At 66.1% G+C, this 25,148-nt stretch carries 22 protein-coding genes; 2 read left to right on the plus strand and 20 right to left on the minus strand.

The window, feature by feature from the left end:
* Positions 1–16: 16 nt before the first annotated feature.
* Together ACMAUO_RS02480 and ACMAUO_RS02485 are read right to left on the minus strand one after the other, a co-directional pair.
* Positions 17–1,198: an AGE family epimerase/isomerase gene (locus tag ACMAUO_RS02480; protein WP_420355408.1), complete on the minus strand. Its 1,182-nt coding sequence runs from the start codon at positions 1,196–1,198 to the stop codon at positions 17–19.
* A 427-nt stretch (positions 1,199–1,625) separates the two neighbouring features.
* Positions 1,626–2,342: a response regulator transcription factor gene (locus tag ACMAUO_RS02485; RefSeq protein WP_420355409.1), complete on the minus strand. Its 717-nt coding sequence runs from the start codon at positions 2,340–2,342 to the stop codon at positions 1,626–1,628.
* A gap of 257 nt (positions 2,343–2,599) precedes the next feature.
* On the opposite strand from ACMAUO_RS02485, the gene ACMAUO_RS02490 reads away from it, so the two are divergent.
* The gene (locus tag ACMAUO_RS02490) at positions 2,600–3,058 is read left to right on the plus strand and encodes a L,D-transpeptidase family protein (protein ID WP_420355410.1); all 459 of its coding nucleotides are present in this window, start codon (positions 2,600–2,602) and stop codon (positions 3,056–3,058) included.
* 38 nt (positions 3,059–3,096) lie between these two features.
* Here the strand turns inward: ACMAUO_RS02490 and ACMAUO_RS02495 are convergent, their stop codons facing one another.
* The 3 genes from ACMAUO_RS02495 to guaB form a co-directional block, all read right to left on the minus strand.
* Positions 3,097–4,935: a cation:proton antiporter gene (locus ACMAUO_RS02495; protein WP_420355411.1), complete on the minus strand. Its 1,839-nt coding sequence runs from the start codon at positions 4,933–4,935 to the stop codon at positions 3,097–3,099.
* A gap of 100 nt (positions 4,936–5,035) precedes the next feature.
* A complete protein-coding gene (locus tag ACMAUO_RS02500) occupies positions 5,036–6,328 on the minus strand; it encodes an RsmB/NOP family class I SAM-dependent RNA methyltransferase (protein WP_420355412.1) in 1,293 nt (430 codons plus the stop codon).
* 39 nt (positions 6,329–6,367) lie between these two features.
* Positions 6,368–7,870 (minus strand): IMP dehydrogenase, encoded by a 1,503-nt coding sequence (gene guaB / locus ACMAUO_RS02505; RefSeq protein ID WP_420355413.1) that lies wholly within the window; start codon positions 7,868–7,870, stop codon positions 6,368–6,370.
* A gap of 117 nt (positions 7,871–7,987) precedes the next feature.
* Between guaB and ACMAUO_RS02510 the strand changes: the two genes are divergently transcribed.
* A complete protein-coding gene (locus ACMAUO_RS02510; RefSeq protein WP_420355414.1) occupies positions 7,988–8,584 on the plus strand; it encodes a nucleoside 2-deoxyribosyltransferase in 597 nt (198 codons plus the stop codon).
* A gap of 19 nt (positions 8,585–8,603) precedes the next feature.
* On the opposite strand, the gene ACMAUO_RS02515 is transcribed toward ACMAUO_RS02510, so the two are convergent.
* From ACMAUO_RS02515 to ACMAUO_RS02585, 15 genes are all read right to left on the minus strand, one after another.
* On the minus strand, positions 8,604–9,077 hold the full coding sequence (locus ACMAUO_RS02515) for a cystathionine beta-lyase (RefSeq protein WP_420355415.1): 474 nt from the start codon (positions 9,075–9,077) through the stop codon (positions 8,604–8,606).
* Between the two features lie 154 nt (positions 9,078–9,231).
* Positions 9,232–9,687, minus strand: a complete 456-nt coding sequence (locus tag ACMAUO_RS02520) for a c-type cytochrome (protein WP_420355416.1) — start codon at positions 9,685–9,687, stop codon at positions 9,232–9,234.
* Positions 9,684–10,265, minus strand: coding sequence for a methylamine dehydrogenase (amicyanin) small subunit (mauA, locus tag ACMAUO_RS02525; RefSeq protein ID WP_420355417.1), 582 nt, complete (start codon positions 10,263–10,265; stop codon positions 9,684–9,686). The genes ACMAUO_RS02520 and mauA overlap by 4 nt, the downstream gene beginning before the upstream one ends.
* Positions 10,266–10,289: 24 nt before the next feature.
* On the minus strand, positions 10,290–11,501 hold the full coding sequence (locus ACMAUO_RS02530; protein ID WP_420355418.1) for an amine dehydrogenase large subunit: 1,212 nt from the start codon (positions 11,499–11,501) through the stop codon (positions 10,290–10,292).
* A gap of 321 nt (positions 11,502–11,822) precedes the next feature.
* Positions 11,823–13,382: a SpoVR family protein gene (locus tag ACMAUO_RS02535; RefSeq protein WP_420355419.1), complete on the minus strand. Its 1,560-nt coding sequence runs from the start codon at positions 13,380–13,382 to the stop codon at positions 11,823–11,825.
* Positions 13,382–14,689, minus strand: a complete 1,308-nt coding sequence (locus ACMAUO_RS02540) for a YeaH/YhbH family protein (RefSeq protein WP_420355420.1) — start codon at positions 14,687–14,689, stop codon at positions 13,382–13,384. The genes ACMAUO_RS02535 and ACMAUO_RS02540 overlap by 1 nt, the downstream gene beginning before the upstream one ends.
* Positions 14,690–14,879: 190 nt before the next feature.
* Positions 14,880–16,826 (minus strand): PrkA family serine protein kinase, encoded by a 1,947-nt coding sequence (locus ACMAUO_RS02545; RefSeq protein ID WP_420355421.1) that lies wholly within the window; start codon positions 16,824–16,826, stop codon positions 14,880–14,882.
* Positions 16,827–17,211: 385 nt separating this feature from the next.
* Entirely contained in the window at positions 17,212–18,003 is a 792-nt protein-coding gene (locus tag ACMAUO_RS02550; protein WP_420355422.1) for an MBL fold metallo-hydrolase, read from the minus strand.
* Between the two features lie 3 nt (positions 18,004–18,006).
* Complete coding sequence (locus ACMAUO_RS02555; protein WP_420355423.1) at positions 18,007–18,810, minus strand: TatD family hydrolase; 804 nt, start codon at positions 18,808–18,810, stop codon at positions 18,007–18,009.
* On the minus strand, positions 18,807–20,345 hold the full coding sequence (gene metG, locus ACMAUO_RS02560) for a methionine--tRNA ligase (protein WP_420355424.1): 1,539 nt from the start codon (positions 20,343–20,345) through the stop codon (positions 18,807–18,809). Before metG ends, ACMAUO_RS02555 begins: the two co-directional genes overlap by 4 nt.
* Positions 20,342–21,319, minus strand: coding sequence for a DNA polymerase III subunit delta' (locus tag ACMAUO_RS02565; protein ID WP_420355425.1), 978 nt, complete (start codon positions 21,317–21,319; stop codon positions 20,342–20,344). Before ACMAUO_RS02565 ends, metG begins: the two co-directional genes overlap by 4 nt.
* Positions 21,320–21,955, minus strand: a complete 636-nt coding sequence (tmk, locus tag ACMAUO_RS02570; RefSeq protein WP_420355426.1) for a dTMP kinase — start codon at positions 21,953–21,955, stop codon at positions 21,320–21,322.
* Positions 21,956–21,960: 5 nt separating this feature from the next.
* Positions 21,961–23,217 carry a serine hydrolase gene (locus ACMAUO_RS02575; protein WP_420355427.1) on the minus strand — a complete coding sequence of 419 codons (1,257 nt, stop codon included), beginning with the start codon at positions 23,215–23,217 and terminating at the stop codon, positions 21,961–21,963.
* Positions 23,218–23,219: 2 nt separating this feature from the next.
* Positions 23,220–24,086: an RlpA-like double-psi beta-barrel domain-containing protein gene (locus tag ACMAUO_RS02580; protein ID WP_420355428.1), complete on the minus strand. Its 867-nt coding sequence runs from the start codon at positions 24,084–24,086 to the stop codon at positions 23,220–23,222.
* Entirely contained in the window at positions 24,083–25,051 is a 969-nt protein-coding gene (locus tag ACMAUO_RS02585; RefSeq protein ID WP_420355429.1) for a lytic murein transglycosylase, read from the minus strand. Before ACMAUO_RS02585 ends, ACMAUO_RS02580 begins: the two co-directional genes overlap by 4 nt.
* Between the last annotated feature and the right edge of the window lie 97 nt (positions 25,052–25,148).

Below are 25,148 nucleotides of genomic sequence, written 5' to 3' on the forward strand. Positions count from 1 at the left end.
GTTGCGGAGCGAACCGTCAGGCACAGACAATCTCTCTCGCCGCACCGTAGATATGGTAGAGCGAACTGGCCGGCATATGATCCACCATCGGGGCCAGGCCCTCATCCAGGCGATCAATCCATCCGCCGGCAAGCTGCGCTGGCGCATAGCGCGTGAAAAAAAGTTCGCTGATTGAAGACAGCAACCCCTCTCCCCCCTCCCCTGCATCCTTGCGACGCCGGCAGAGCAGACGCAGATGTTCGGTCTGCGGCCAGATGCGCGTTGAATGCGCGCACACCACACCGTCCTCGGTCATGGCGTCATAGACAAGGCCCGTATCCGGTGCGCAACCTCCCGTGCTTCCAAAGGCGAACAACCGTTCGGCCATTGCATACAGATGGCCTTTCGCCTGCGTGCCCGGGGCGAGTCTGCGATATTCACCCAGTAGCCATGCCCATTCGAACAGATGCCCGGGCTCGACCCGATTATGCCCCGGTGGCGCAAGCGGTGCCCAGGCCGCATCGAATTCCTCAAGCAGCGCGCCTGAACGAGGATCCATGAACCGGCGGGATGCCAGGGTCACCAGACGCTCAGCCTGATCAAGATAGAAGGCCTCGTCTGTCGCCTCGAACAGGGCCAGACACGCTTCCAGCAGGTGCATGTGGGGATTCTGGCGACGCACCGCATTCGTCTGAGGCACACAGTCGCGGAATCCCTCCTCCATCGCAAATAATGGCCAGATTTCCTCCGCCGTTTCACGGGCAATCCGCCGATAGCGCGGGGCACCGGTCAGTCGGTAGGCCCAGGCATAGGCAAACAGGATGAAGGCATGGGCGTAAAGATCACGCACGCGGCTGGCAGGCGTACCATCCGGCGCCAGTGAAAAGACCCAGCCCGCCCCGCCATCGGCATGCCGGTACAGTCGCTCGACGGTGTCCAGACAAAGCAACGCATCGGTCAGTGCCTGGGCCGAGTTGCCGTAGAACCCGTCCAGTCCCGCCCGGCAGTAGACCGCGACCTGCCGCGCCTGCACCATCAGCCTGAGTTCGGGCAACGGCGCCACCGCACCGCCCCATGTCAGCCGCTCATGATACAGCCCTTGCCGGGGATCGAATCCGCGCTCGCTCCAGAGTGGCAGGGCCTGGGTCACCAGCCATTCACGCCACCTTGCCACGAGCGCGCAGGACAACGGCGCATTAACCTCCGCCGGCTTGCTCATGGAGCGCGTCTCCCTCTTCCCGCCCCCGGCGCTTGCCGGCGTCCCGAAACGAGATCCGTGAGCACGATTACCCATCTGCAGGATTTGACGGAACCCTCTATTATAAGCTGACAATCTACGCCATCGGCGATCACATCGCAGCCCACGGTCGCGGCATTCAAGGCACCTTCACCATTCCGCCGACCATCGCGCGGGTTTCGCGCCGAAACAGACCCCGGATATGGCCCCGGCATTGCGAGGACCGTCCCGGGATCGCCGATCACCGCTTCGTCGATCATCTGGACGATCACCAGTTCGTCGTGATCAGGCGGAATCACCTCATCACGTGAAGCTGCTCTCAGAAACACGAAGGAAGATAGAAAGGCTCCCGGGAGAGCCCTCGGCCGCATGCGTCAGAAGGTCTTTCCGACGCCACACGAACGAACGGTCAGGAGGCGCGCAGCCCCCCTTCCGGATCGAGGCGATAACCACCGCCTTCGGTCACCAGCAGCGACGCATTGGTCGGATCGGGCTCGATCTTCTGCCGCAGCCGGTAGATATGGGTTTCCAGCGTATGGGTGGTAACGGCGGCATTATAGCCCCAAACCTCGTTCAGCAGAACCTGACGGGGCACCGGCCGCGTTCCGGCCCGGTAGAGGAACTTCAGGATCGCGGCTTCCTTCTCCGTCAAGCGGATGCGGCGATTGCGGGCAGGCTCCTGCAACAGCTTGGCCGAGGGACGGAAGACATATGGCCCGATCGAGAAGACCGCATCCTCGCTGTTTTCGAAGATGCGCATCTGGGCGCGCAGGCGGGCCAGCAGTTCGGCGATGCGGAACGGCTTGGCGACATAGTCGTTCGCCCCGGCATCGAGCCCGCGCACCACATCGGTCTCTTCGTCGGAACCGGTCAGGATGATGATCGGTATCCGCTTTCCCTGCCGCCGCAACTCGGCGCAGAAATCGCGGCCGTCGCCGTCGGGCAGCGTCACATCCAGGATGATGGCGTCGAAGCGCGCGCCCGGCGCGTTCAGCTTTTCCCAGGCATCGGCCACCGATTCGGCTTCGATCGCCTGGAATTCTCCCTCCAGCTGCAATTGTTCGACGAGCATATGACGTAACGTCTGATCGTCATCCACTATCAGAATGGGACGCGCACCTGCCATCGAACCCTCTTTATTTTGACCGAACCCCATTCACGCCGGGCCGGCATCTTTATCCTATATCATTCCCGGGACGGAAACGGCAGCATCCGGGTCAGCCGACTTGACACCATACTCACTATCCCGGTCACGTCGCCGTATCCAGACCACAGGCCCGGCAATTTAGAACCGATTCCGAGCAAAAAGCGATCCAGTTGGAGCGATTCATGATACGCGGGTTACTAAAAACTAATACAGGGTCTGGCGCACGCCTGCATTGCATGGGCGAGGAAATCCCGGCCGTCATCGGTGCCGCCGGCGTCCGCATCCACAAGCAGGAAGGCGATCATGCCACGCCGGCCGGCCTGCTGCCGCTGCGGCGGGTTCTGTATCGTGCGGACCGGGTACCCGCACCCACCAGCCATCTTCCGGTCGAACCGCTGGCACCCAGTGACGGCTGGTGCGACGACCTCACCCATGCGGACTACAACCGCCCGGTCACGCTGCCGCACCCTGGCCGCCATGAGCGCATGTGGCGTGACGACGACGTTTACAATATCGTGATCGTCCTGGGCTACAACGATTCGCCGCCGGTCGCCGACCGTGGATCGGCGATCTTCCTGCACCTGCAATCGCCCGACCGGAAGCCGACCGAAGGCTGCATCGCCCTGACCGAGGCCGACCTGCGCCGCCTGCTGGCAGCCGGCCTATCGGAAATCGAGGTCCTTCCGCCCGCCTGAAGACATGTCGCCGCCAGTGCGCATTTTCGGTCGGGCTCTCAGGCCAGCCCGGTCTGTTCCGGTGGTGCCGGCGGCTCCATGACCACATCGATGTCCCCGGCCATCGGTTCCACCGGCGTTGCATCCTCGGCCGAACAGACCAGGATCGCGCTGCCCTTGCGTACCGTCAGGATCATCAGGCGGTTCCCGTCAGCCGAACCCGACGGCGCGGCAGGCGCACTGCCCGCGGGCGCCGGGACGGGCGGCATGGCGCGAAAACGCCACCCGCGTTCGAACAAGGTTTCGAACAGGGTGAAATTCCATGCCGGTTCTCCCAGTACCCGCCCCCGCGAATCGCGACTCAACCCACGATACAGATCCAGCCGGGCCACGCCGGGACTGACCTGAAACACGCGCTGGCGCCCGAAATCGGGCGCCAGCCGGGCGCAGACCAACCCGTTATAGATCGCGTCCGGCGTCGTGGCGATCAGGTAGTCGGCCGGGCGCTCCTCCAGGCTCTCCATCCCTTCGTCGGACAGCAACTCCGCCCGCAGGGTCGGAATGCCGGCCCGCGTCGCCGCCGCCAGCGCGCCGGCATAGGTATCCACCAGCACAACCGGGCAGCCCAGGCGATGCACCACCCCCGCTAGGTCGGTGGACCAGGCGCTCGCGCCCACGATCGCCAGCGCGGGATCGTCCGACAGCGTCAGACGCAGGGCACGGGCAAGCGGGCGGAGAGAAAAACCGTGTAGGATCATGGTCGTCGCGATCAGGGCAAACACGCCGGGCATCACCAGGTCGGCGCTGGGATAGCCGGCATCGCTCAGTTGCAGGCCCGCCGCCCCCGCCACGGCGGCGGCGACGATGCCGCGCGGCGCGATCCAGCCGACGAACAGCCGTTCCTGCCACGTCAAGCCCGACCGCATGGTGGAAAGCAGGATGCCGACCGGACGCACCACGAACAGCACCGTCAGCGTCATGGCGACGATCGGCAGCGACAGGCGCGCCAGCACCTCGCGATGCAGGTCGGCCGTCAGCATGACGAACAGGCAGGATACGACCAGCACGCCCAGCGATTCCTTGATGCGGCGCAGTTCGCTCATGCCCAGCACATGCAGGTTCGCCAGCGCCATGCCGAAGACGGTGGCCGCCATCAGCCCCGCGCCTTCCATGAAGAAATTGCAGATGGCGAACACGCTCATCGCCAGGGTCAGGATGATGGGAATCCGCAGGATTTCCGGGATCAGGTCGCGCCGGGACAGAAACCGCACCAGCACCGCCGGAAAGACGCCGCAACCCAGCCCCATCATGGTGGCGAACAGCAGGTGCGGTACGATCTCCGCCACGAACATCCCGGAATGCCGGTTGCCCTGGATCATCAGGAACTCCAGCACCAGCGTCGCCAGGATGGCTCCGACCGGGTCGTTCAGGATCGCCTCCCACCGCAGGAAGGCCGCCACACGCGGACGCAGCTTGGTATGGCGCAGCAGCGGCAGGACCACGGTGGGCCCGGTGACCACGATGATGGCGCCGAACAGCCAGGACGCGCCCCAGTGCAGATGCCCGACAAAATGGGCCGCCAGGCTCCCCAGGACCAGGTTGATCGGCAGCGCCACCACCGTCAGACGCAGCACTCCCTCGCCCGCCGCGCGCCACTGGCGGAAATCCAGCCCCAGCCCGCCCTCGAACACGATGAAGGCAACGGCCAGGGAGACCATCGGATGGAAATATTGCCCGATCGCCGCCGACGGATGCAGCAGGTTCAGCCCGGGACCATAGATCAGCCCCAGAGCGAACAGCAGGACGATGGCAGGCAGGCGAAACCGCCACGCAATCCACTGGGCGCCAATACCACCGCCCAGAACGCACAAGATCCCGATGGCCAGATTTTCCTGCATACACCTATCCCGGACGGTTGGTTCGAAAAACCGCAGGGTACCAGAATATGTCGTGGTGCGTGAGCAGGATAGAACGCCGCACGGAAGCGGCGCCGGGAATTCAGGCCACCCGTTCCAGAATAGCCGCGAAAAACCCGTCCGTGCCGTGGCGCAGGGGCGACAGCGCGATCATCCCATCCTGCGCCAGATCGGGCGGCAGGCCGCAATCGGGCTCGGGCCCGGCCCGCCGAAACTGCGGCGACGCCGCCAGAAACGACGCGATCCGGTCCTGGTTTTCCTCGCGGAGTACCGAACAGGTGGCATAGATCAGCCGCCCGCCCGGCCGGACCAACGTGGCGGCGGTCGAAAGGATCTCGGCCTGCTTGGCCGTCAGTTCTTCCAGATCGCGTTCGGTCAGGCGCAGCCGCGCGTCCGGATTGCGGCGCCAGGTGCCGGTGCCGGTGCAGGGCGCATCGACCAGCACGCGATCGAAGCTGCCGGCCCGCCGCCGTGCCCAGCGATCGCCCGGAACCAGCAGATGCCGTTCCGCATTATGGACCCCAGCCCGGCGCAACCGGCGCACCGCACCCTCCAGTCTGGGCTCGGAGACATCGCAGGCCACGATATGGCCGCGATTCTGCATGGTCATGGCCATGCCCAGCGTCTTGCCGGCAGCACCCGCGCAATAATCCAGCACGCGCATGCCCGGCCGTGCATCGGCCGCCGCCACCACGATCTGGCTGCCTTCGTCCTGGATTTCCACCAGACCCGCCTTGAAGGCCGCCGTCGCCGTCACCGGCTGCCGCCCCGGCACGCGCAACCCCCACGGCGAGAGAATCGTCTCCTCGGCGTGAATGCCCCCTTCCGCCAGCAGGCGCGCCGCTTCCTGGCGTGTCGTCTTCAGCAGATTGACCCGCAGATCCAGTGTCGCCTCACCCGCCAGCGCCGAGACCTCGGCCTCCAGCGCGGCGCCGAATGTTTCGGCCAGCCGGGGCAGCAGCCAGTCCGGCACTTCCAGCCGGACCGCCTGCGGCATTGCCGGATCGGCCAGCGCCTGGCCGCGCAGCCGCGCCGCCATCTCCTGCTCGGCCGCGGTCAGCGGCGCGGGCCCATACCGGTCGCCCGAAAACAGAACCCCCGGCGCCTCGCCCGGCCGGGGCATCAACAGCATCGCCGCGATCAGGCGCGTGCGCGAGGTCGCCTCCGCGCCCGCCTGCTCCAGCCACCAGCCGAGATGGCGCCAGTGCCGCAGCACGGCCCAGACCCGCTCGGACACGGCGCGACGGTCCCCGCCGCCGATATAGCGGCGCTCGCGAAAGAAGGCGTTGGCAACGGCATCGGCGGGGCGACGCGGCGTCGCCTCCATCTCCGACAGCAGATCAATGGCGGCAGCAAGCCGCGCGCTGGGCGTCATGGTCGTCCTGACAGTCGGAGATGGCGATCTGGGATGGGATCAGTCGCGCCGATAGTTCGGCGCCTCGCGCGTGATCGCCACGTCATGGACATGGCTTTCGCGCAGACCCGCACCCGTAATCCGGCGGAAGCGCGCGCGCACCTGCAGATCGGCGACCGTCGCCGAGCCGGTATAGCCCATGCCGGCCCGCAGCCCGCCGACGAGCTGATGCACCACGGCATCCATCCCGCCCTTGAAGGCCACGCGCCCTTCGATCCCCTCGGGGACCATCTTGTGGGTCTCCTTGATTTCCTGCTGGAAATAACGGTCGGCCGAGCCGCGCGCCATGGCGCCGAGGCTACCCATGCCGCGATAGGATTTGTACGACCGCCCCTCATACAGGAACACCTCGCCCGGTGCCTCGGCGGTGCCGGCCAGCAGCGAGCCGACCATCACCACATCGGCCCCGGCGCCGATCGCCTTGACGATATCGCCCGAGGTGCGGATGCCGCCATCGGCGATCACCGGAATATCGCGCTCATGGCAGGCCACCGCCGTTTCCATCACGGCGGTAAATTGCGGCACGCCCACGCCGGCCACGACGCGCGTGGTGCAGATCGACCCCGGACCGATACCGACCTTCACGCAATCGGCGCCCGCCTCGATCAGGGCAATGGCGGCCTCGGGCGTTGCGACATTGCCGGCCACCACCTGGATGCGGTCGTCAAGCGCCTTGACCCGCGCCACGGCGTCCATCACGCCGGCCGAATGGCCATGCGCGGTATCGACCACGACGACGTCCACCCCGGCCTCGATCAGCGCACGGGCGCGGTTGAAACCATCCTCGCCCACACCCGTCGCGGCCGCGCAGCGCAGGCGCCCCATCTCGTCCTTGTTGGCCAGCGGATAGAGCACCGCCTTTTCCATGTCCTTGACGGTGATCAGCCCAATGCAGCGATTCTCGTCATCGACCACCAGCAGCTTCTCGATCCGGCGGCGATGGAGAAGCAGGCGCGCCTCGTCGCGGCCCACATCGGCGCGGACAGTCACGAGATTGTCGCGCGTCATCAGTTCATCGACCCGCTGGTTCGGGTCGGTGGCGAAGCGCACGTCGCGATTGGTCAGCACGCCCACCAGCCGCTTGGTGTCGCGCTCGATCACCGGCAGGCCGCTGATGCCATGGCGGGTCATGATGGCATTGACGTCGGCCAGGGTCTGGTCGGGCCACACGGTCACCGGATTGACGACCATGCCCGATTCATAGCGCTTCACGCGCCGCACATGCTCGGCCTGCTCGTCGATCGTGAGATTCTTGTGGATCACGCCCATGCCGCCCTGCTGGGCCATGGCGATGGCCATCGCATCCTCGGTCACCGTATCCATCGCCGCCGAGATCAGCGGAATGTTCAGGCCGATGCGGCGCGTCAGGCGGCTGCTGGTGGATGTCTGCCCGGGCAGCACCCGCGATTCCGCGGGAACGACCAGAACATCGTCGAATGCCAGGGCCTCGCGAATGCGCTCCTCGACACGAGAGACGGAAAGCGGATGGCTGGGGGAAGACATCGTGCTGGAACCTCATCTACCGTTGCAGGGGTCCCAGTGCCTCGGGTACCCGACCGTTGGCGCTTCCACATAAGATGCGAATCGGATCGTGGCAAGAAAAAGGAGTGCAGAAGCGGCATGACAGCGAACAGAACCGTCTATCTGGCCGGCGATCTGGTCTTTCGCCCCGGCGCGGTCGCCATTTTCGACCGGCTGCGCGCACTGTGCCGGGAGGTGGGGCTGGACGGCCTCGCCCCCTTCGACGGCCAGGCCGGCATCGAATTGCTGCCACCGGGGCTGGAGACCATCCTGAAGATTGTAACCGCCGACCGCGACCTCATGGACCGCTGCGCTGGCGGCATCTTCTGCCTCGACCCCTTCCGCCGGGCCGCGGACATGGACCCTGGGACGGCGGTGGAAATCGGCTACATGATGGCCCAGGGCAAGCCCCTCGCCGGCTATACCACCGACGGTCGCCCCTATCCCGAAAAAGTCGCCGCCTACCGAAATGCGGCTTGGAACGACACCCTGCGCCCGCGCATCACACCCGACGCCCCGGTCGGATCGGGGGCGATGGAAGATGCGGACGGGATTCTCGCCCATTCGGACGGCATGGTGCAGAACGGCATGACCGAGGGCTTTATCCGCCTCTCCGGCGGCATGGTCGCCGTGCATGACGATTTCTACCAGGCCTTCGCCATCGCCGCCGCCGATCTGGCGCGCCGCCTGCCCTGACGGGACGGGCAGCCGCCCGTTACCGGCGGTTCGCGCAGGCGATCGCCCGCGCCCACACGCCAGCCCGCACGGCCGGCAGATCGGTGGTGCTCAACGGGTGGCCACGCTGGGTGTGCACCTCTTCCGCCGTGAAGGGCCGCGTGCCCGCTGGCGTGCTGCGGCCACCGAGGTCGAACAGGACGAAATTCATCACCTGCGCCATCAGCGCGTCATCGCGGATCAGCGACATCGAAACGCCGGGCACCGTGAGCAGATAAGCCCGCCCCTCCGGCGTGCAGCTCAACATGCCGATCCGGTCACGCAGGGTGGGGATATAGGTCTGCCCCGACCGCCCCTCGATCCCGTGGCAGCCGCCGCATTTTTCCAGATAGGTGGTGCGGACCTGGTCCAGCGCCAGCGCGGCCCGGCCCGCCATCATCGGGCCGACCAGGGCGGCGATCACCAGGGCCGATCCCGTCAGGCGGGCAAGACGCCCGCCCGACCCGGAGATCATTTGAAACATCGGTCTGCCAGGCAAACGTGCCGCATGACGGCACCCCTGGCGTATCTTTTTGAACATCGGAGTCGTGCGGTCTTCATCGCCGTCAACATCGCGGCACGGGACATGCGCGTCGGATCGCTGCCGGCGCGCATGTCCAGTCAGGGTCTTACGGCAGTGGATGCGCCGCATTCAGGTCCTTCCGCGCCGCCGCAACGGCAGAGGAGGCCATCGGCGCGGCGCGCGCGGCCGCCACATCGGCCGCGGCGACGACCGGCGCGGGCTTGGTGCTGCCCAGCGACGACAGATAGGTCAGGATCGCCGCCACATCGTCATCGGACAGGCTTTTGAAGCTGGGCATGAAACCGACATAGGTCGTCCCGGCGACGTCGATCGAACCGGCAAGGCCGTTCATCAGCACTTCGGTGACATATTTCTTGCCTTCGGGCGTCGAGACGATCTTGTCGATCCGGTTCGCCAGCGGCGGAAACTGGCCCGGCGCGCCGACACCACCGCCCTGGTGGCAGATGCCGCAATTGGCACCGTAGAGCGCCTGGCCATCCGGCGCGGCGAAAGCCGGAGTCGCGGCGCCCACAAGCAGGGCCAGGGTAAGGATCTTCTTCATTCGGCAGTTCCTACAATCACGGCAGTCGAACAATTATAGAGCAACGAACCGGTACCGAAACACCAGATGATGTCGTTGTTGGCCTGCGGACGATATGTCGGCAGGTCACCATCGGTACCCAGGCAGTTCTGTTCGTTGCAGGCATCCTGCCCGCAGCAGTCGCGATAGGCGATCAGGTACGAGCGGCGGTCCTGCGGGTTGAAACACGTACCGATCCACGAGGTCGGCGACGGATGCGTTCCCGGCGGGCAGCTATGAACCCCGCCGCCGCAGGTGGTGCACAGATTGCCGTCAATGGCGCAATAACGCCAGTAATCGCACTTCGTATCGTCCTTCACCTGCGCCTTCGCCGCGAAGGGGGACGGCGCGGCTGGTGCGGCCGGAGCAGCAGCCCGCGCATCGCGCCGCCAGACCGGCAGCAGCGGAAAGGCCGGAATCGCGGCGGCCCACCCGCCCAGCCGGGCAAGCGCGCTACGGCGGGAGGACCGGCCGGCAAGATAGCGGGCAAACCGCTCGGCCATCGTGTCGAGGCCGTTCCGCGTCACGCCGACGGCCCCCCTGTCTTCAGGATTGGGCATATCGTTTCTCCGTCACGCGGGGGCTCATTCTCCGGGGGCGGCCGTGAAGATCAGCGCATCTCCCAATGCCCCGATCTTGCGCACAGGCTTGCCGTCGGCACCGTTCAGCACCATCAGGTCGCCGGCTTCATCCGTCAGCATGATGCGCGACTGCGCATCCTGGGTCACGCCGACCATCATGCTGGGGGCGGCCAGCGGGATACGCCTGACCAGCCGGTGCGTCTTCAGATCCAGTTCCCACAATTCGGACCCGGCATCCTTGTGCGTCCAGAACGTGCCCTTGTGCATCAGCACGAACAGATGCGAATCGCGCGCCCGCAGCGCCGCGAGCTGCCATCCGCCCGGCCGCCACGTCACCTCGAACGGGGCACGGGCATCCGAAGCCACCTTCAGGCCGGCGGCTTGCTGGATCGACCAGGGTTTGGCGACGCTCGATTGCGCGCCCAGGGTCGTCTCGTAGATCAGGCCGCTGTAGGAAATGAACCAGACATGGCCATCGGCCGCGACCTCCGGGCTGTGTTCGAAGACCGGATCGCGATCGGGCACGAAAAACGGCGGGGTCCGCGTCAGGGTCGGCTTGCCCTTGGCATCCATCTGCACGTTCGCCAGCGACCCGTCGCCACAGATCGACGAGAAGCCGGCATTGCCCCAGGGAAAGATCAGCCCGCATCCCGGCACGTCCACCGTCTGCACGACCGATTTCAGGGCCGTGTCATAGACATGGACGGCATTGGTCGGGCTGGAATCGTAGACATAGACATAATGCCCATCGGCACCGATCGCCATGTCGGGCTTCTTGGGCGTGATCAGCGCACGGCCCGGCAGGTCGATATCCGCGACCATCTCCAGCGTGCGCGGATCATAGGCCGCCAGGATATCGTGGCGCTTGCCGCGATTGCCGCGTTCCCACGTCGTCTCGGCGACATAGAACGCCTTGCCCGCCGGATCGGCCACCATGTTGGCGTTATAGGCCGCCTGCACCATGCCCAGTAGCCGGCCGGTATCGAGGTCCACGACATAGACCCGCCCGTCCTTGCTGTGGCGATAGACTCCGTCCTCGACCAGGACCCGGTGCGGGCCGCCGGGCGGCAGGGTGACGACGTCACTTTCCTCGGTCTGCAGGATCGGCTCGGCGGCATGCGCCGGCTCATGTGCCGCGACCGCCGTCAGAACGGTGGCGGCCAGCAGGGAGCGCGCAATCCGCCGCGCAACGCGAGACCGCCGATCAGCCAGCATGCGACCGTCGGACCCACGAAGGAAATATCATCTTCATCCCGCCAACCCCGTTGTTCGCCACACCATCCCCCGAATCACGATTCGGGGGCAGGAAGCGGAGCAGGACCACGCTCGCCGCCTGGTTTGATGTTCTTTCGATACAAATTTTTCGTCGGAACGGCTAGTCGTCCACTTTCGAAAAATCGCAAGTGAATTTCAGAGTTTTTGATACCAATGAAATAATGGTAGGTGCACCGCGGGAAACGGGAAACATTCCGCATGTTTCCAACCCGAAACACGCGCCTGCGCCGTTGCCGGCGCGCGTTTTCCTGCCGGTTCCCCTTATTGCGCCGGGCCAGCGGTGTGGCTCGCAAGCACCGCACCCGTCTGGTCATCCACCTCGTTCAACACGACGCCATAGCCCCACAGGGCGGCGAGATAATCAAGCGTCTGCCGCGCATCGCGGGCCTGGAGCAACTGGCCGGACCGGGTGCGGTGCTCCAGCTTCAGGGTGCGATCGCCCAGCAGGTCCACATCGACGATCTCGATCTCGGTATAGAACGTGCCGGGGTCATAGACACGCGCCAGGCTGCGGCGGATCTCCCGATACCCGGCCTCGTCATGGATGGCATCGACCAGCAGATAGGGCTGGGCGGTGTCGTCGCTGAGGCGGAACATGCGGAAATCGCGGATCACCTTGGGCGAGAGAAATTGCTGGATGAAGCTCTCATCCCGATATTCCGCCCAGGCATGGCGCAGCGTGCCGATCGCATCGCCGTTGCCCGCAATGTCGGGGAACCACTCCCGGTCCTCGGCGGTCGGCTCGGTGCAGATGCGCACGATATCGGTCATCATCGCATAACCCAGCGCATAGGGATTGAACGACGCCCCTCCCCCCATGTCGAAGCCTGGCTGGTTGATCACGTTCGACGTCGAATGGATCACCTCCAGATAGGCCGCATCGTCGATCCGCCCCAGTTCGTGCAGCCGCCGCATGATGTAGACGTGCACCCAGGTCGCGCAGCCCTCGTTCATCATCTTCACCTGGGGCTGCGGATAGAAATATTGCGCGATCATCCGCACGATGCGGATGATCTCCCGCTCCCACGGGGCCAGGCGCGGGGCGTTCTTCTCCAGGAAATAGAGCAGGTTTTCCTCGGGGAGCCCCAGCAGGCGGCGCGCATGGGCCCCTTCGGCCACCCCATCGGCGCCACCGGCCTCGGTGGGAAGCGTCCGCCACAGATCGTTGAAGATGCTGTCCTCATAGGCCCGCCGCTCTTTCGCGCGCTGCTGCTCCGCCTTCAGGTCCAGCTTGCGGGCGCCGGAATGGCGATTGACCCCCTGGTTCTGCAAGGCATGGGCGGCATCCAGCACCCGCTCCACCGCCCGCTGGCCATGCCGCTCCTCGCACCGGGCGATGTAGCCGCGCGCGAATTCCAGATAATCCAGGATATCGGACGGGTCCGTCCATTCCCGGAACAACCTGTTATTGCGGAAGAAGTGATTATGGCCGAACGCCGCATGCGCGATCACCAGCGCCTGCATCGTCGCCGAATTCTCCTCCATCAGGTAGCTGATGCAGGGATCGGAATTGATGACGACCTCATAAGCCAGCCCCATCAGCCCGCGCCGATAGGCGTTCTCATGCCCGATGAAGCGCTTGCCGAACGACCAGTGCTTGTAGCCCACCGGCATGCCATGCGCGGTGTAGACATCCAGCATCTGCTCGGACGTGATGATCTCCACGCGGTTGGTATAGGTCTCCAGCCCCAGTTCGCCGCGCGCGATCTCCTCGATCGCGTCGTAGCAGTCGCGGATGGTCTGGAAATTCCAGTCATTGCCGGAATAGAGCAGCCCCCCGGCCCGGGCCGGCGTGCCGCCTCCTGATATGATCTGATCCATCAAGCCTCCGCCGTATCGCGCTGACGGGAAAACAGGTCGCGGAAGACCGGGAAAATCTCCTTGCGGTCGCCCACCTGGCGGATCGCCAGATGATCGTTCTCGTCGGCGATGGCGCGATAGCTGCGCCACAGATCGGTCTCGCCACGGATCACCGCCCCCGACCCGGTGATTTCGATATAGGCATAATATTGCACCGCCGGCAGGATATCGTCCCGCAGCAGGGTCGCCGTCCGGGTGGTGTCGGACGACGCATTGTCGCCGTCGGACGCCTGGGCGACATAGATGTTCCAGTTCGCCGACGGAAAACGCTCCCGCTGGATGGTGCGCATCAGTTCCAAAGCCGAGGAGACGATGGTGCCGCCGGTACGCGGATCGTGGAAGAACGTATCCTCGTCCACCTCCTCGGCGCTCTCGGCGTGGCGGATGAAGACGATTTCGACCTTCTTGTACCGCCGCTCCAGAAACACGTGCAGCAGCAGGAAGAACTGCTTCGCCAGATCCTTCATCCGCTCGGTCATCGAGCCCGAGACGTCCATGATGCAGAACATCACCGCCCGCGTCGCCGGCTGCGGCATGATGGTGTAGCGCCGGAAACGCAGATCGACCGGGTCGACCCAGGGAATCCGCGCCAGCCGCTGGCGCAGCATGCCGCGCCGCTCGCGTAGCCCCTCCAGTTCCTCCAGTTCCTCGGCCGAAGCCGGCCGCAGGGCCTCCAGCGCGGCGATCCGCTCCTCGACCTCCTGCAATTCGGCCGGCTTGGGCCGCCCCAGCCCCAGGCGCCGCGCGATCGAGCGCCGCATCGTGCGCCCCAGGTCCAGATGCGACGGCGCCCCTTCGTTGCTGAGGCCCGAGCGGGCAGGCACGCCGTTTTCGGTGGTCGATATCTCGCGCTTCAGCAGGTCGGGCAGTTCCAGGTCATCGAAGAACAGGTCGAGGAATTCGTCCCGGCTCAGCACGAAGCGGAAGGAATCCTCGCCGCCCCCCTGCTCGCCGGCCTGCCCGGCCCCCGATCCCTGGCCGCCGCCACCGCCCGGCGGCCGTTGCAGCCGGTCGCCGCGCGAAAACTCGCGGTTGCCGGTCAGCACGATCTCGCGCGCGCCCTCGGAGAAGACACGATGCAGCGAGGGCTCGTGCAGCGCATCCGCCGGAACCGAGATCGCATTCCCCTGCCCCACTTCCCGGATCTTGCCGCGCGCCACCGCATCCCGCACCGCCGTCTGCACGGCCGAGCGGGCCCGTTGCAGCACCCGCCGCCGGTTCTCGAGATTTTTCCCATGGGGATTGGGACGTCTGTCAATGATATCCACTGGCCGGCACCATTCCCGTTCAGAGGCTGTTTCGAAAATAATGCTGATGCTGCGTCGATAGCGGGCCGCCAGGGGCCGCGTCCGCGCGGGCCCTGGCACCCCGCAGCGAAGCGGCCTTGCCGGCCGGTCGCCGCGAGGCATGGAAACCGCGCACGGGACCGGCCATCAGCGGCACCCTGGCAACAGCGCCTCAGGCGGACTGCTTCACCCGCATGTACCACTCAACGAGCCGGCGGACCTGACGTTCCGTATATCCGCGCGAGACCATCCGCTCGACGAACTCGTCATGCTTGCGCTCGGTCTCGCCGTCCTTCTTGGAGCCGAAACTGATCACCGGCAGCAGATCCTCGACCTGGCTGAACATCCGCTTCTCGATCACGTCGCGGATCTTCTCGTAGGAGGTCCAGGACGGATTCCGCCCGCCATTGCCGGCCCGCGCGCGCAGCGAGAACTTCACCACCTCGTTGCGGAAATCCTTGGGGTTGGCGATCCCAGCGGGTTTCTCGATCTTGGTCAGCTCCGCGTTCAGCAGCTCGCGATTGAGCATCTGCCCGGTATCCGGGTCCTTGAAATCCTGATCCTCGATCCAGGCATCGGCATAATCCAGATAACGGTCGAACAGGTTCTGGCCGTAATCGTTATAGCTCTCGAGATAGGCCTTCTGGATCTCGTGGCCCAGGAACTCGGCATAACGTCCCGCCAGTTCCGATTTCAGCGTCGCCAGATAGTGCGCCTCGATTTCGGTCGGAAACTGCTCACGCCGCACCGCCTGTTCCAGCACATACATCAGATGCACCGGGTCGGCGGAAATCTCGGCCGAATCATGGTTGAAGGTCGCGGACAGCACCTTGTAGGCAAAGCGGGTGGACACGCCGTCCATCCCCTCGTCCACCCCGGCGGCATCGCGATATTCCTGCATCGTGCGCGCCTTGGGGTCGGTCTCGCGGATGTTCTCGCCGTCATAGACCCGCATCTTGGCGAACTGGGTGGAGTTCGGATGCGGCTTCAGCCGCGACAGGACCGCGAAACGGGCCAGCATTTCCAGCGTGTTGGGCGCGCAGGGTGCGTTCGCCAGGCTGGAGGACTGCACCAGCTTCTCGTAGATCTTCGTCTCCTCCGCCACCCGCAGGCAGTAGGGCACCTTGATGACGCAGACGCGGTCCAGAAAGGCCTCGTTGGTGCGGTTGTTGCGGAAGGTCTGCCACTCGGCTTCGTTCGAATGGGCCAGGATCACGCCGGTAAAGGGAATGCTGCCGATATTCTCGGTGCCGACGTAATTGCCCTCCTGTGTCGCCGTCAGCAGCGGGTGCAGCATCTTGATCGGCGCCTTGAACATCTCGACGAATTCCAGCAGCCCCTGATTCGCGCGGTTCAGGCCGCCCGAGAAGCTGTAGGCATCCGGATCGTTCTGGCTGAAATGTTCGAGCTGCCGGATATCGACCTTGCCCACCAGCGCCGACACGTCCTGGTTGTTGTCGTCGCCGGGTTCGGTCTTCGCGATCGCGATCTGGCGCAGCCGCGACGGATGCACCTTGACGACGGAAAAGCGCGACAGGTCGCCGTCGAATTCCTCCAGCCGCTTCAGCGCCCACGGGCTGGCAACGCCGCCCAGCAGCCGGCGCGGAATGCCGTACTGTTCCTCCAGCGCGGCCCCCATGCGGTCAGGATCGAACAGGCCCAGCGGGCTTTCGAAGACGGGGCTGACATGCCGCCCGGCCTTCAGCACATAGATCGGCTCCTTCTCCATCAGCGCCTTCAGCCGCTCGCCAAGGGACGACTTACCGCCTCCGACAGGGCCGAGCAGATAGAGGATCTGCTTGCGTTCCTCCAATCCCTGCGCCGCATGGCGGAAGAAGCCCACGATCTGCTCGATCGTCTCCTCCATGCCGTAGAAATCGGAGAAGGCCGGATAGATCCTCAGGGTACGGTTCATGAAGATGCGCGACAGGCGCGGATCGCGCGAGGTATCGACACTCCTGGGTTCGCCGATCGCCTTCAGCATCCGCTCCGCCGCGGTCGCGTAGCAGGACGGATCGGTACGGCAGGCTTCAAGATAGTCAGACAGGCTCATCTCGATTTCGCGACGCTGATCGCGCATCGCAGTCGCCAGAGAAAACACGTTGAAATCAGAAACCATCCTGGGGAGTCTCCGAACCGGCGCCAGAATCCGTCACTGCGTCTGGGCGCCATGCACCATGGATAGGCGTTGCCTCCGGGGAGCCGTCCCCGGAGCGGGAAGAACCGTCAGTCCTGTTCGCTCTGCAATCGGGTGGTCAATACACAATCCCCCTTGCTGTCTTGCCCGTTTACAGGCAGATAGGCACGCTGCCGCCCCAGACAAGGGCGACTGGCAATGGTGGAATCGCAGTCAGGTATCGCGCTGCGAAATCCCGGGCCGTCATTGCCGAGGCTATCGCTCCCCGCGTTCGGGATTCAACCTAAATCGCGCGCGCTCCGGAAACACACACCCGGACAGCAGGAGTTTTTCGAAACGACCCGCCGCCCCCGCGGTCATGCGCGGGTCAGCGAAAAGGCACTCGCAGGCCGTCGAAGGCGGCTTCCACGCCCTCCGGCAGGTTGTCGCGCATCCACGCCCAATCCATGTCAGTGCCCATATGCGTCAGGATCATCCGGCGCGGCGCCACGCGCTCGCGCCATTCCAGCACCAGATCCAGCCAGGCATGGGCATTGTGCGGCCCGGTCCGCTGGAAACAATCCACCAGCCAGGTCTCGACCCCCTCCAGGGCGGCAAACGCCTCTTCCGGCAGATCCACCACATCGGTGGAATAGGCAACTGTCCCGCACCGCACCCCCAGCGAGAGCGTACGGCCATGAATCTGCTCGAACAGAGTCAGGCGCAGCCCCGCGACGTCGTGCGTCTGGCCGGCATGCACCTCCCGCGGCACCACGACCGGCCGATAGAAGCCGGGCGGAACCCACGGGCGGAACGCATAATTGAACCGCGCCTCCAGCTCCGCCAGCACCGGCGGCGTGGCAAGCACCGGCAGGGGCCGGTCGATCGCCCGGTTGACCGCCCGAACCTCGTCCAGCCCCGCGATATGGTCGGAATGGGCATGGGTGTATAGAATCGCATCGAACCGATCGATGCCCTGCGCCAGCAACTGCGCGCGCAAATCGGGCCCGGTATCGATCAGCACCGCCTGCCCGTCATCGCCCCGCAGCAGGACCGATGCCCGGCTGCGCGCATTGCGGGGTTCCGCCGGATCGCAAAGCCCCCAGTCGCCCCGGCCATCCGGCCCGCCGATCATCGGCACGCCGGCGGATCCGCCACATCCCAGGACGACCAGTTCCATCGCTCAGACCGCCCGGCTGAACAGGCGGCGGAAATTTTCCGTGGTCCGCTCCGCCAGATGTTCGGGCGTCATGCCGCGCTCTTCGGCCAGCCGCAGCGCGGTATGGGCGACCAGCGCCGGCTCGTTGCGCTTGCCGCGACGCGGCACCGGCGCCAGGTAAGGCGAGTCGGTTTCGACCAGCAGCCGATCCTCGGGGATATCGCGCGCAATCGCCCGCAGCGCGTCGGAACGCGGAAAGGTCAGGATTCCCGAGAAGCTGATATACCCGCCCAGTTCCAGCCCCGCCCGCGCCAGATCGGGACCCGAGGCGAAGCAATGCAGCAGGAAACGGAACCGCCCATGGGCTTCCACTTCCTCGCGCAGGATCGCCGCAACGTCCGCATCCGCCTCGCGCGCATGGATCACCAGCGGCAGGTCCATGCGCCGCGCCGCCGCGATATGCGCGCGAAAGCGCGCCTGCTGCAACGGCCGCACAGCTTCGGCACCATGGAAATAATCCAGGCCGCTCTCCCCGATCCCGACCACGCGCGGATCGTCGGCCAGCGCGATGATGCCGTCGGCATCGGCCACGTCGCATTCCTCGACATGGTCGGGATGGGTGCCGACCGTACACCACACCCGCACATCCGGCCGGTCGAAGCGGGTCAGGTCCTTCTGCTGCTGCGCCCGCGACAGGCGGGTGCCGATCGTCACCATCCCGTCCACACCAGCCGCGCGTGCCCGGTCCAGCAGGCCCGGGATCTCCTCATCGGTGAAATGGTCGAGATGACAATGCGAATCGATCAGCCCGGTCGCGGCCCCACTCATTGCGCCGCTTCCTCCACATAACGCGGGAAGACCCCCTGCGGCGCGGGCAGAACGCGACCTTCGGGCAGCGGACGATCCAGCGACGCGAAATCGCGCTCGTCCTCCGCCACCCCAAGCTGCGTCAGCATCGCGCCAATGCTGGCGGGCATGTAGGGTTGGAGCATGGTGCCGATCACACGCAGCGCGTCCACCAGCACACGCAGCACCACCGCCATCCGCTCCGGGTCTGTCTTGCGCAGCGCCCAGGGGGCCTGATGGTCGATATAGGCGTTGCAGGCCCGGATCACCCGCCACACATCCTCCAGCGCATCGGTCAGCGCATGGCGGTCGATATGGCCCTGCATCAGTGTCGGCAGCAGCGCCGCCTGCGCCAGCAGGGCGTCGTCGGCCTCGGTCCTCACGCCCTGCGCGGGCAGCACGCCACCGCAATTGCGCGCCACCTGTGTGAGGGTGCGCTGGGCCAGGTTGCCCAGATCATTCGCCAGTTCGACATTCAGCCGGTTGATGATGGCCCGTCGGCTCAGGTCGCTATCACCGCCGAACGGCATTTCGCGCATCAGGAAGAAGCGCACCGGATCGACGCCGAACTGCGCCACTAGGTCGCGCGGATCGACGACATTGCCCAGCGACTTGCTCATCTTCTCGCCCTCGATGGTCCACCATCCATGCGAGAACACGCATTCCGGCAGGTCCAGCCCGGCGGCCATCAGCAGCGCCGGCCAATAGACCGCATGGAAGCGGACGATATCCTTGCCCACCAGATGCAGGTTGGCGGGCCAGAACCCGGCGCGGGGGTTGTCGGCATCGGGGAAGCCGATGGCCGACAGATAGTTGGCCAGCGCATCCACCCACACATACATCACATGGTCCGGATCGCCGGGCACCGGGATGCCCCAGCGGAAGCTGGTGCGGCTGATCGACAGGTCACGCAGCCCCTGCCGCACGAAACTGGCCACCTCGTTACGCCGCGACGCGGGCTCGATGAAGCCGGGCCGGGTCTCGTACAGTTCGAGCAGCCGATCGGCGAATTCCGACAGTTTGAAGAAGTAGGACGGCTCGCGCACCCATTCGACCGGCGCGCCGGTCGGCGCCACCTTCGTGCCGTCCGGGCGGGTGACCAGTTCGTCCTCGTTGTAGAAGCTCTCGTCGCGCAGCGCGTACCAGCCTTCATAAGCGCCCAGATAGATATGCCCGTTCGCCGCGATCCGCTCCCACAGTGCCTGGGCGCCCGCGATGTGCCGAGGCTCCGTCGTGCGGATGAAATCATCGTACGAAACATTCATCACGTCGTACATCGCACGGAAATCGGCCGAAACCTGGTCGGCAAAGGCGATCGGCGCCACGCCGGCGGCCTGCGCCGCCTGCTCCACCTTCTGCCCATGCTCGTCGGTGCCGGTCAGGAAGAAGACGTCATCGCCCGCCAGCCGCTTGAAGCGCGCCATGATGTCGGCGGCGACGGAGGTATAGGCGTGACCGATATGCGGCGCCCCGTTCACATAATAGATCGGTGTCGTGACGTAATAGCGCCCTGTCATCTTCCACTCACCAAAGTCAGGCCACTCAGCAGGGCCTGTTGTTTATCCAGATTGAACCGTTCCGTCTCGACCCGAAGATCGGTCAGGCGGCGCCAAAGCTCCGCCATGCGGTGCGCCGACAACGATCCGTCCGCGTGCTCTCCGCCACGCCCATCGCGCAAAGCAAGGGCGCGCGCACGCTTCGATATGGCATCACACAACAGATCGAAGAAGACCGGAAAGCCATTTTCCCGCTTCAGCACGCTTTCCGCGATCTCGTACATCGCCCCCTCGTCCGGCGGCGTCTCAAGCACGCGCGCCACCAGCGCGCCCAGCACGGCACCATCGCCCGCCAGCAGCGCCAGCGCCCGACCGGGCGCCCCATGGGCCAGCGGCGCCACCCGCGCGATCTCCTCGGGCGAGACATCCACCGCCACGCGGGCCAGAACCTCCTGCATCTGCGCCGGCGGCAACGGCTCCATCCGCAGCGTGCGGCACCGGCTGCGGATGGTCGGCAACAGGCGGCCCGGCGCGGCACAGGTCAGGATCAGGATCGCGCGGGGCGGCGGCTCTTCCAGGATTTTCAGGATCGCATTGGCGGCACTGCGATTCATGAACTCCGCGCCGTCCACGATCACCACGCGCCAACCATCCTCGGCTGCCGTACGGTGCAGGAACTGTCCGATCGGGCGCACGTCGTCGGCCACGATCTCGGCACGCATCCGCTGGCGCTTCTCGTCCACGCCACGGGCGATATAGAGCAGGTCGGCATGGCTGCCGGCGGCGATCCGCCGCGCGGCGGTGCTGTCCGCCGCCGTCGCCTTCAGCAGCACCCGCGCCATCCAAAAGGCAAAGCTCGCCTTGCCGATTCCCTCGGGGCCGGTCAGCAGCCAGGCATGATGCAGCCGCCCGGCGCCCCATGCGTCCTCAAACGCGCGCCGGGCATCGTCATGCCCCACCGGCTCCGGGCCGTCGCGTGGCGCGGTACCCGCCATTCAGGCGGCTCCCGCCAGCCGCGCATCGACCAGTCGGGCAATCTCTTCCGCAATCGCCTCCGCCGGCCGGTCGGCGGCCACACAGACGCACCGCCCCACCTGGGCCCCGGCAATCGCGGCAAACCCCTCGGCCACACGGGCATGGAACGCCTCGTCCGCCGCTTCATAGCGGTCGGACCGGCCGCCCCGCGCATGCAGGCGCTGCAACGCCCGCGCGCGCTCCAGGGTCAGCACCAGCGTCAGGTCCGGCGTCAGCCCGACCTGACTGGTCAGCACCTCGATCAGCCCGATCGTCGCGGGGTCACCCTGCCCGATCCCATAACCCTGATAGGCCATGGTCGAATCCGCAAACCGGTCGCAGATCACCACCGCGCCGCGCGCCAGCGCCGGCCGGATCAGCCGGTCCACATGGTCGCACCGCGCCGCGAAATGGGCCAGGATCTCGGCGCGCAGCGACAGATCATGGCCGCCGAACAGCAGGAAGTCGCGCAGCGCCTCGGCGCCCGGGGTTCCACCCGGCTCGCGCGTGCGCACCACATCATGCCCGCCCGCCCGCAGATGCGCTTCCAACAGACCGACCTGGGTGGATTTACCCGCCCCCTCGCCACCCTCGAACGTAATGAACAGACCCGGCACCGCTCTCAGTGCCGGCCCAGTTTCTGGCCCAGCACCGTCGAGGCCCGTGCCAGCAGGCCCAGCCTCGGCACGGCCTGTCCGGCCACAAGCTGCATCCGGATATCCGGCAGGCCGGGATTCGTCAGCACCAGGTCACCCAGCACCTGCCCCGCCGCCACCGGTGCAGCCACAGGCGCCTGATAATCCACCCCGATATGCACCCGCGTCCGCCACCCATGCGGCAGCGTCATCACCACGTCGCGGGTCGCGACCAGCGGCACGGTCGGCTGGGTGCCCAGCCACACGGCCGCCTGCTCCACCACATCGCCCCGGCGGAACAGCGTCGCGTTCTCGAAATTCGCGAACGTCCATTCCAGCAGCCGTTCGCCCTCATGCGCGCGGGCGTTGCTCGACGGCATGCCGTTCAGCGCCAGCACCACGCGGTTGCCGCCGCGATCGGCACTGGCGCACAGCCCGAACCCGCCGGCATCGGTGTGGCCGGTCTTCAGCCCGTCGGCCAGCCCCTTGTCCACCAGCACGTTGCGGTTGCCCTGCGAGATCTTGTTGAAGCGGAAATCCTTCTCCGAGAAGAAGTGATAATATTCCGGGAAATCGCGGATCAGCCGCACTGCCACCGTCGCCACGTCGCGGGCGCTCATATAATGGTTGTCGGCCGGCCAGCCGGTCGCATTCATGAAATGCGAATTGGTCAGCCCGATCTTGCCCCCGGTTTCGTTCATCAGGGCGACGAACTGCTCCTCCGAGCCGGAAATGCCTTCCGCCAGCACGATGCATGCATCGTTGCCGGACTGGATGACCATGCCCTGGATCAGATCCTGCACCGGAATGCTCTCGCCGAGGGGCACAAACATCTTCGAGCCCTGCATGCGCCAGGCTTTCTCGCTGACCGGCAACGCCTGGTCCAGCTTCAGCCGCCCGGCCTTCAGCATGCCGAAGACGATATAGGCCGTCATCATCTTGGTCAGCGACGAAGGCGGCATACGCTCGTCGGCCGCTTTTTCCAGCAGTACCGTGCCGGTGGTCACATCCACGATGCACGCCCAGCGGGCGACGGTATCGACCGGCCCGATCATGCTGGCAGCCGGCGGCCCGGCGGGTGCCGCAGCCTGGTCCGGGCCGGATTCGTCATCCGATTGCGCGGCGGACGGCGCACCTTTGGCGCCATGCGGATGATGCCGGCGCGGCGCGGCAGCCGCCAGAGAACCGGTAGCGGCCAATGAAGCCGTCCCGGCCAGAAGAAACCTTCGGGTTTGCACGTTCATCCTTATTCGACGACGATCCGGGCACCGGTCATTCCGGCGCCCAAAAGCTGGTCCAGCGCCCTGTCCGCCCCGGCGACATTCATGAAGGGCCCCACATGGACCCTCCACAGTGCCCGCCCGCGCTCCTGTATCGGGATCACCCGTCCACCGGTCCGCGCGGCGGCCACCTGAGCATAGCGCAGGGTGGAAAATGTTCCCGCATCCACCCACAACATGCCGCCCTGAACGTAGCCCTGCCGCACGTCAGGCGGCAGGTCGCGCATCAGGGCCGAGACATCGGTGGTCCCGACCGAACCGTTCGGCGCCGAGACGACCGTCCCGCCGCTCCCCGGACGATCGAGCGATTCCGCGCGAATCTGGTCGACCGGCGCGGCCGAGACATCCAGATGCTGGCCGCCCGGCAACGCCTCGGCCAGTTGCTCGTTCTCGGCCTCGTGTCCGATGATCTCGACCTGCACAGGATGGGCACCGATCCCCAGCAGGGCCGCCACGCGGGGCGTCAGGCCGACCAGGCGCCCACGCTCCTCCGGGCCCCGATCGTTCAGGCGGATGGTCAGTTCCCGCCCGTTCTCCATATTGCGCACCGTCACGATCGCCGGCAGTTGCAGGGTGGCATGGCGGCCGGTCAGCGATTGCGGATCGTACTGCTCGCCGTCGGCGGTGATGTATGGCGTCTGGTCGGGGTCGGCGACCGCCAGCCCGGTCTGCCGGTAGCCGAAATCCTCGCGCGGATACTGCCAGACCCCACCCATCCGGTAAGGCGACCCCACCACGTAATGCGGGTTGGCCGGCGGCAGCGGCGGTTCGGCCCGATGGCAGCCCGCCAGCCCCAGCACGGCCAGCGTCACGGGCAGGACGCGGCGCGTCACGTGACGTCGCGACCCAGCAGGCCAACGGCCAGCGCATAGAAATCCGACGGATTATAACGCCGGATGACCGAGAAATTGCGATAGACCATGAAGGCCTCCCCCCCAGGCCCGTCCGGACGGATCACCGCCCCGCGAATATCGGTGCGCGAAAATGCGCGCCCATCGGCCCGGCGCACGCCCTGCCCCATCCAGTCCTCCAGGGTACGGACATTGCCGCGCCCCAGCTCGGCCTGCGCCAGGGTTGCCGGCACCGTGATCTCCTGCCCCCAGGGCTCGCCGGCCACCCAGCCGCAACGGGCCAGATAGTTGGCGATCGAGGCCATGACGTCGGGTTCGCTGTTCCAGATGTCCCGGCGGCCGCTGCCGGTAAAATCGACGGCATAACGCAGATAGGCACTGGGCATGAACTGGGGCTGCCCCATCGCGCCGGCATAACTGCCCAGCATCGAATCGGGTGCGACATCCCCATGATCGAGAATCCGCAGCGCATTCATCAGTTCGCCCCGGAAGAACGACGCCCGTCGCCCGTCATAGGCCAGCGTGGCCAGCGCGTCCGCGACATGGAACGACCCCATCCGCGTGCCATAGGCCGATTCCAGCCCCCAGATCCCCACCAGCGGCTGGCGGTCGACACTGAAATGCCCGCTGACATCCGCCAGCAACGTGGCGCGGCTGGCCGCCGCCGCGCGCCCGTCGGCAATCTTCTTTTCCGTCAGCACCTTCTGGCGATATTGCGCCCAGGTCAGGGTGAATTCGGGCTGGTGGCGATCCAGTTCCAGCACCCGCGCATTCGGCGCATGCAGCGCCAGGGCACGGTCGATGATCGTGGCCGACAGGCCATGCCCCACCGCTTCGGCCCGCACCCCGGCCAGGAATGCGGCATAGGATTGCGTCGCCGCGCGCGCCACGGGCACGGCAGCGAAAGCGGCCGAGGCCGACAGCAGGAAATCACGGCGTCCGATCATGACCGAAGCTGTGCCACAACCGACCGGGGGCTTTCAATCCTCGCCGCTGGCGGCAGGCGATTTGGCGGTGATCGCGAAGCATGCCACAAGGTCCGCA

The organism is Gluconacetobacter brunescens, from assembly GCF_048695475.1.
Lineage (GTDB): Bacteria > Pseudomonadota > Alphaproteobacteria > Acetobacterales > Acetobacteraceae > Gluconacetobacter.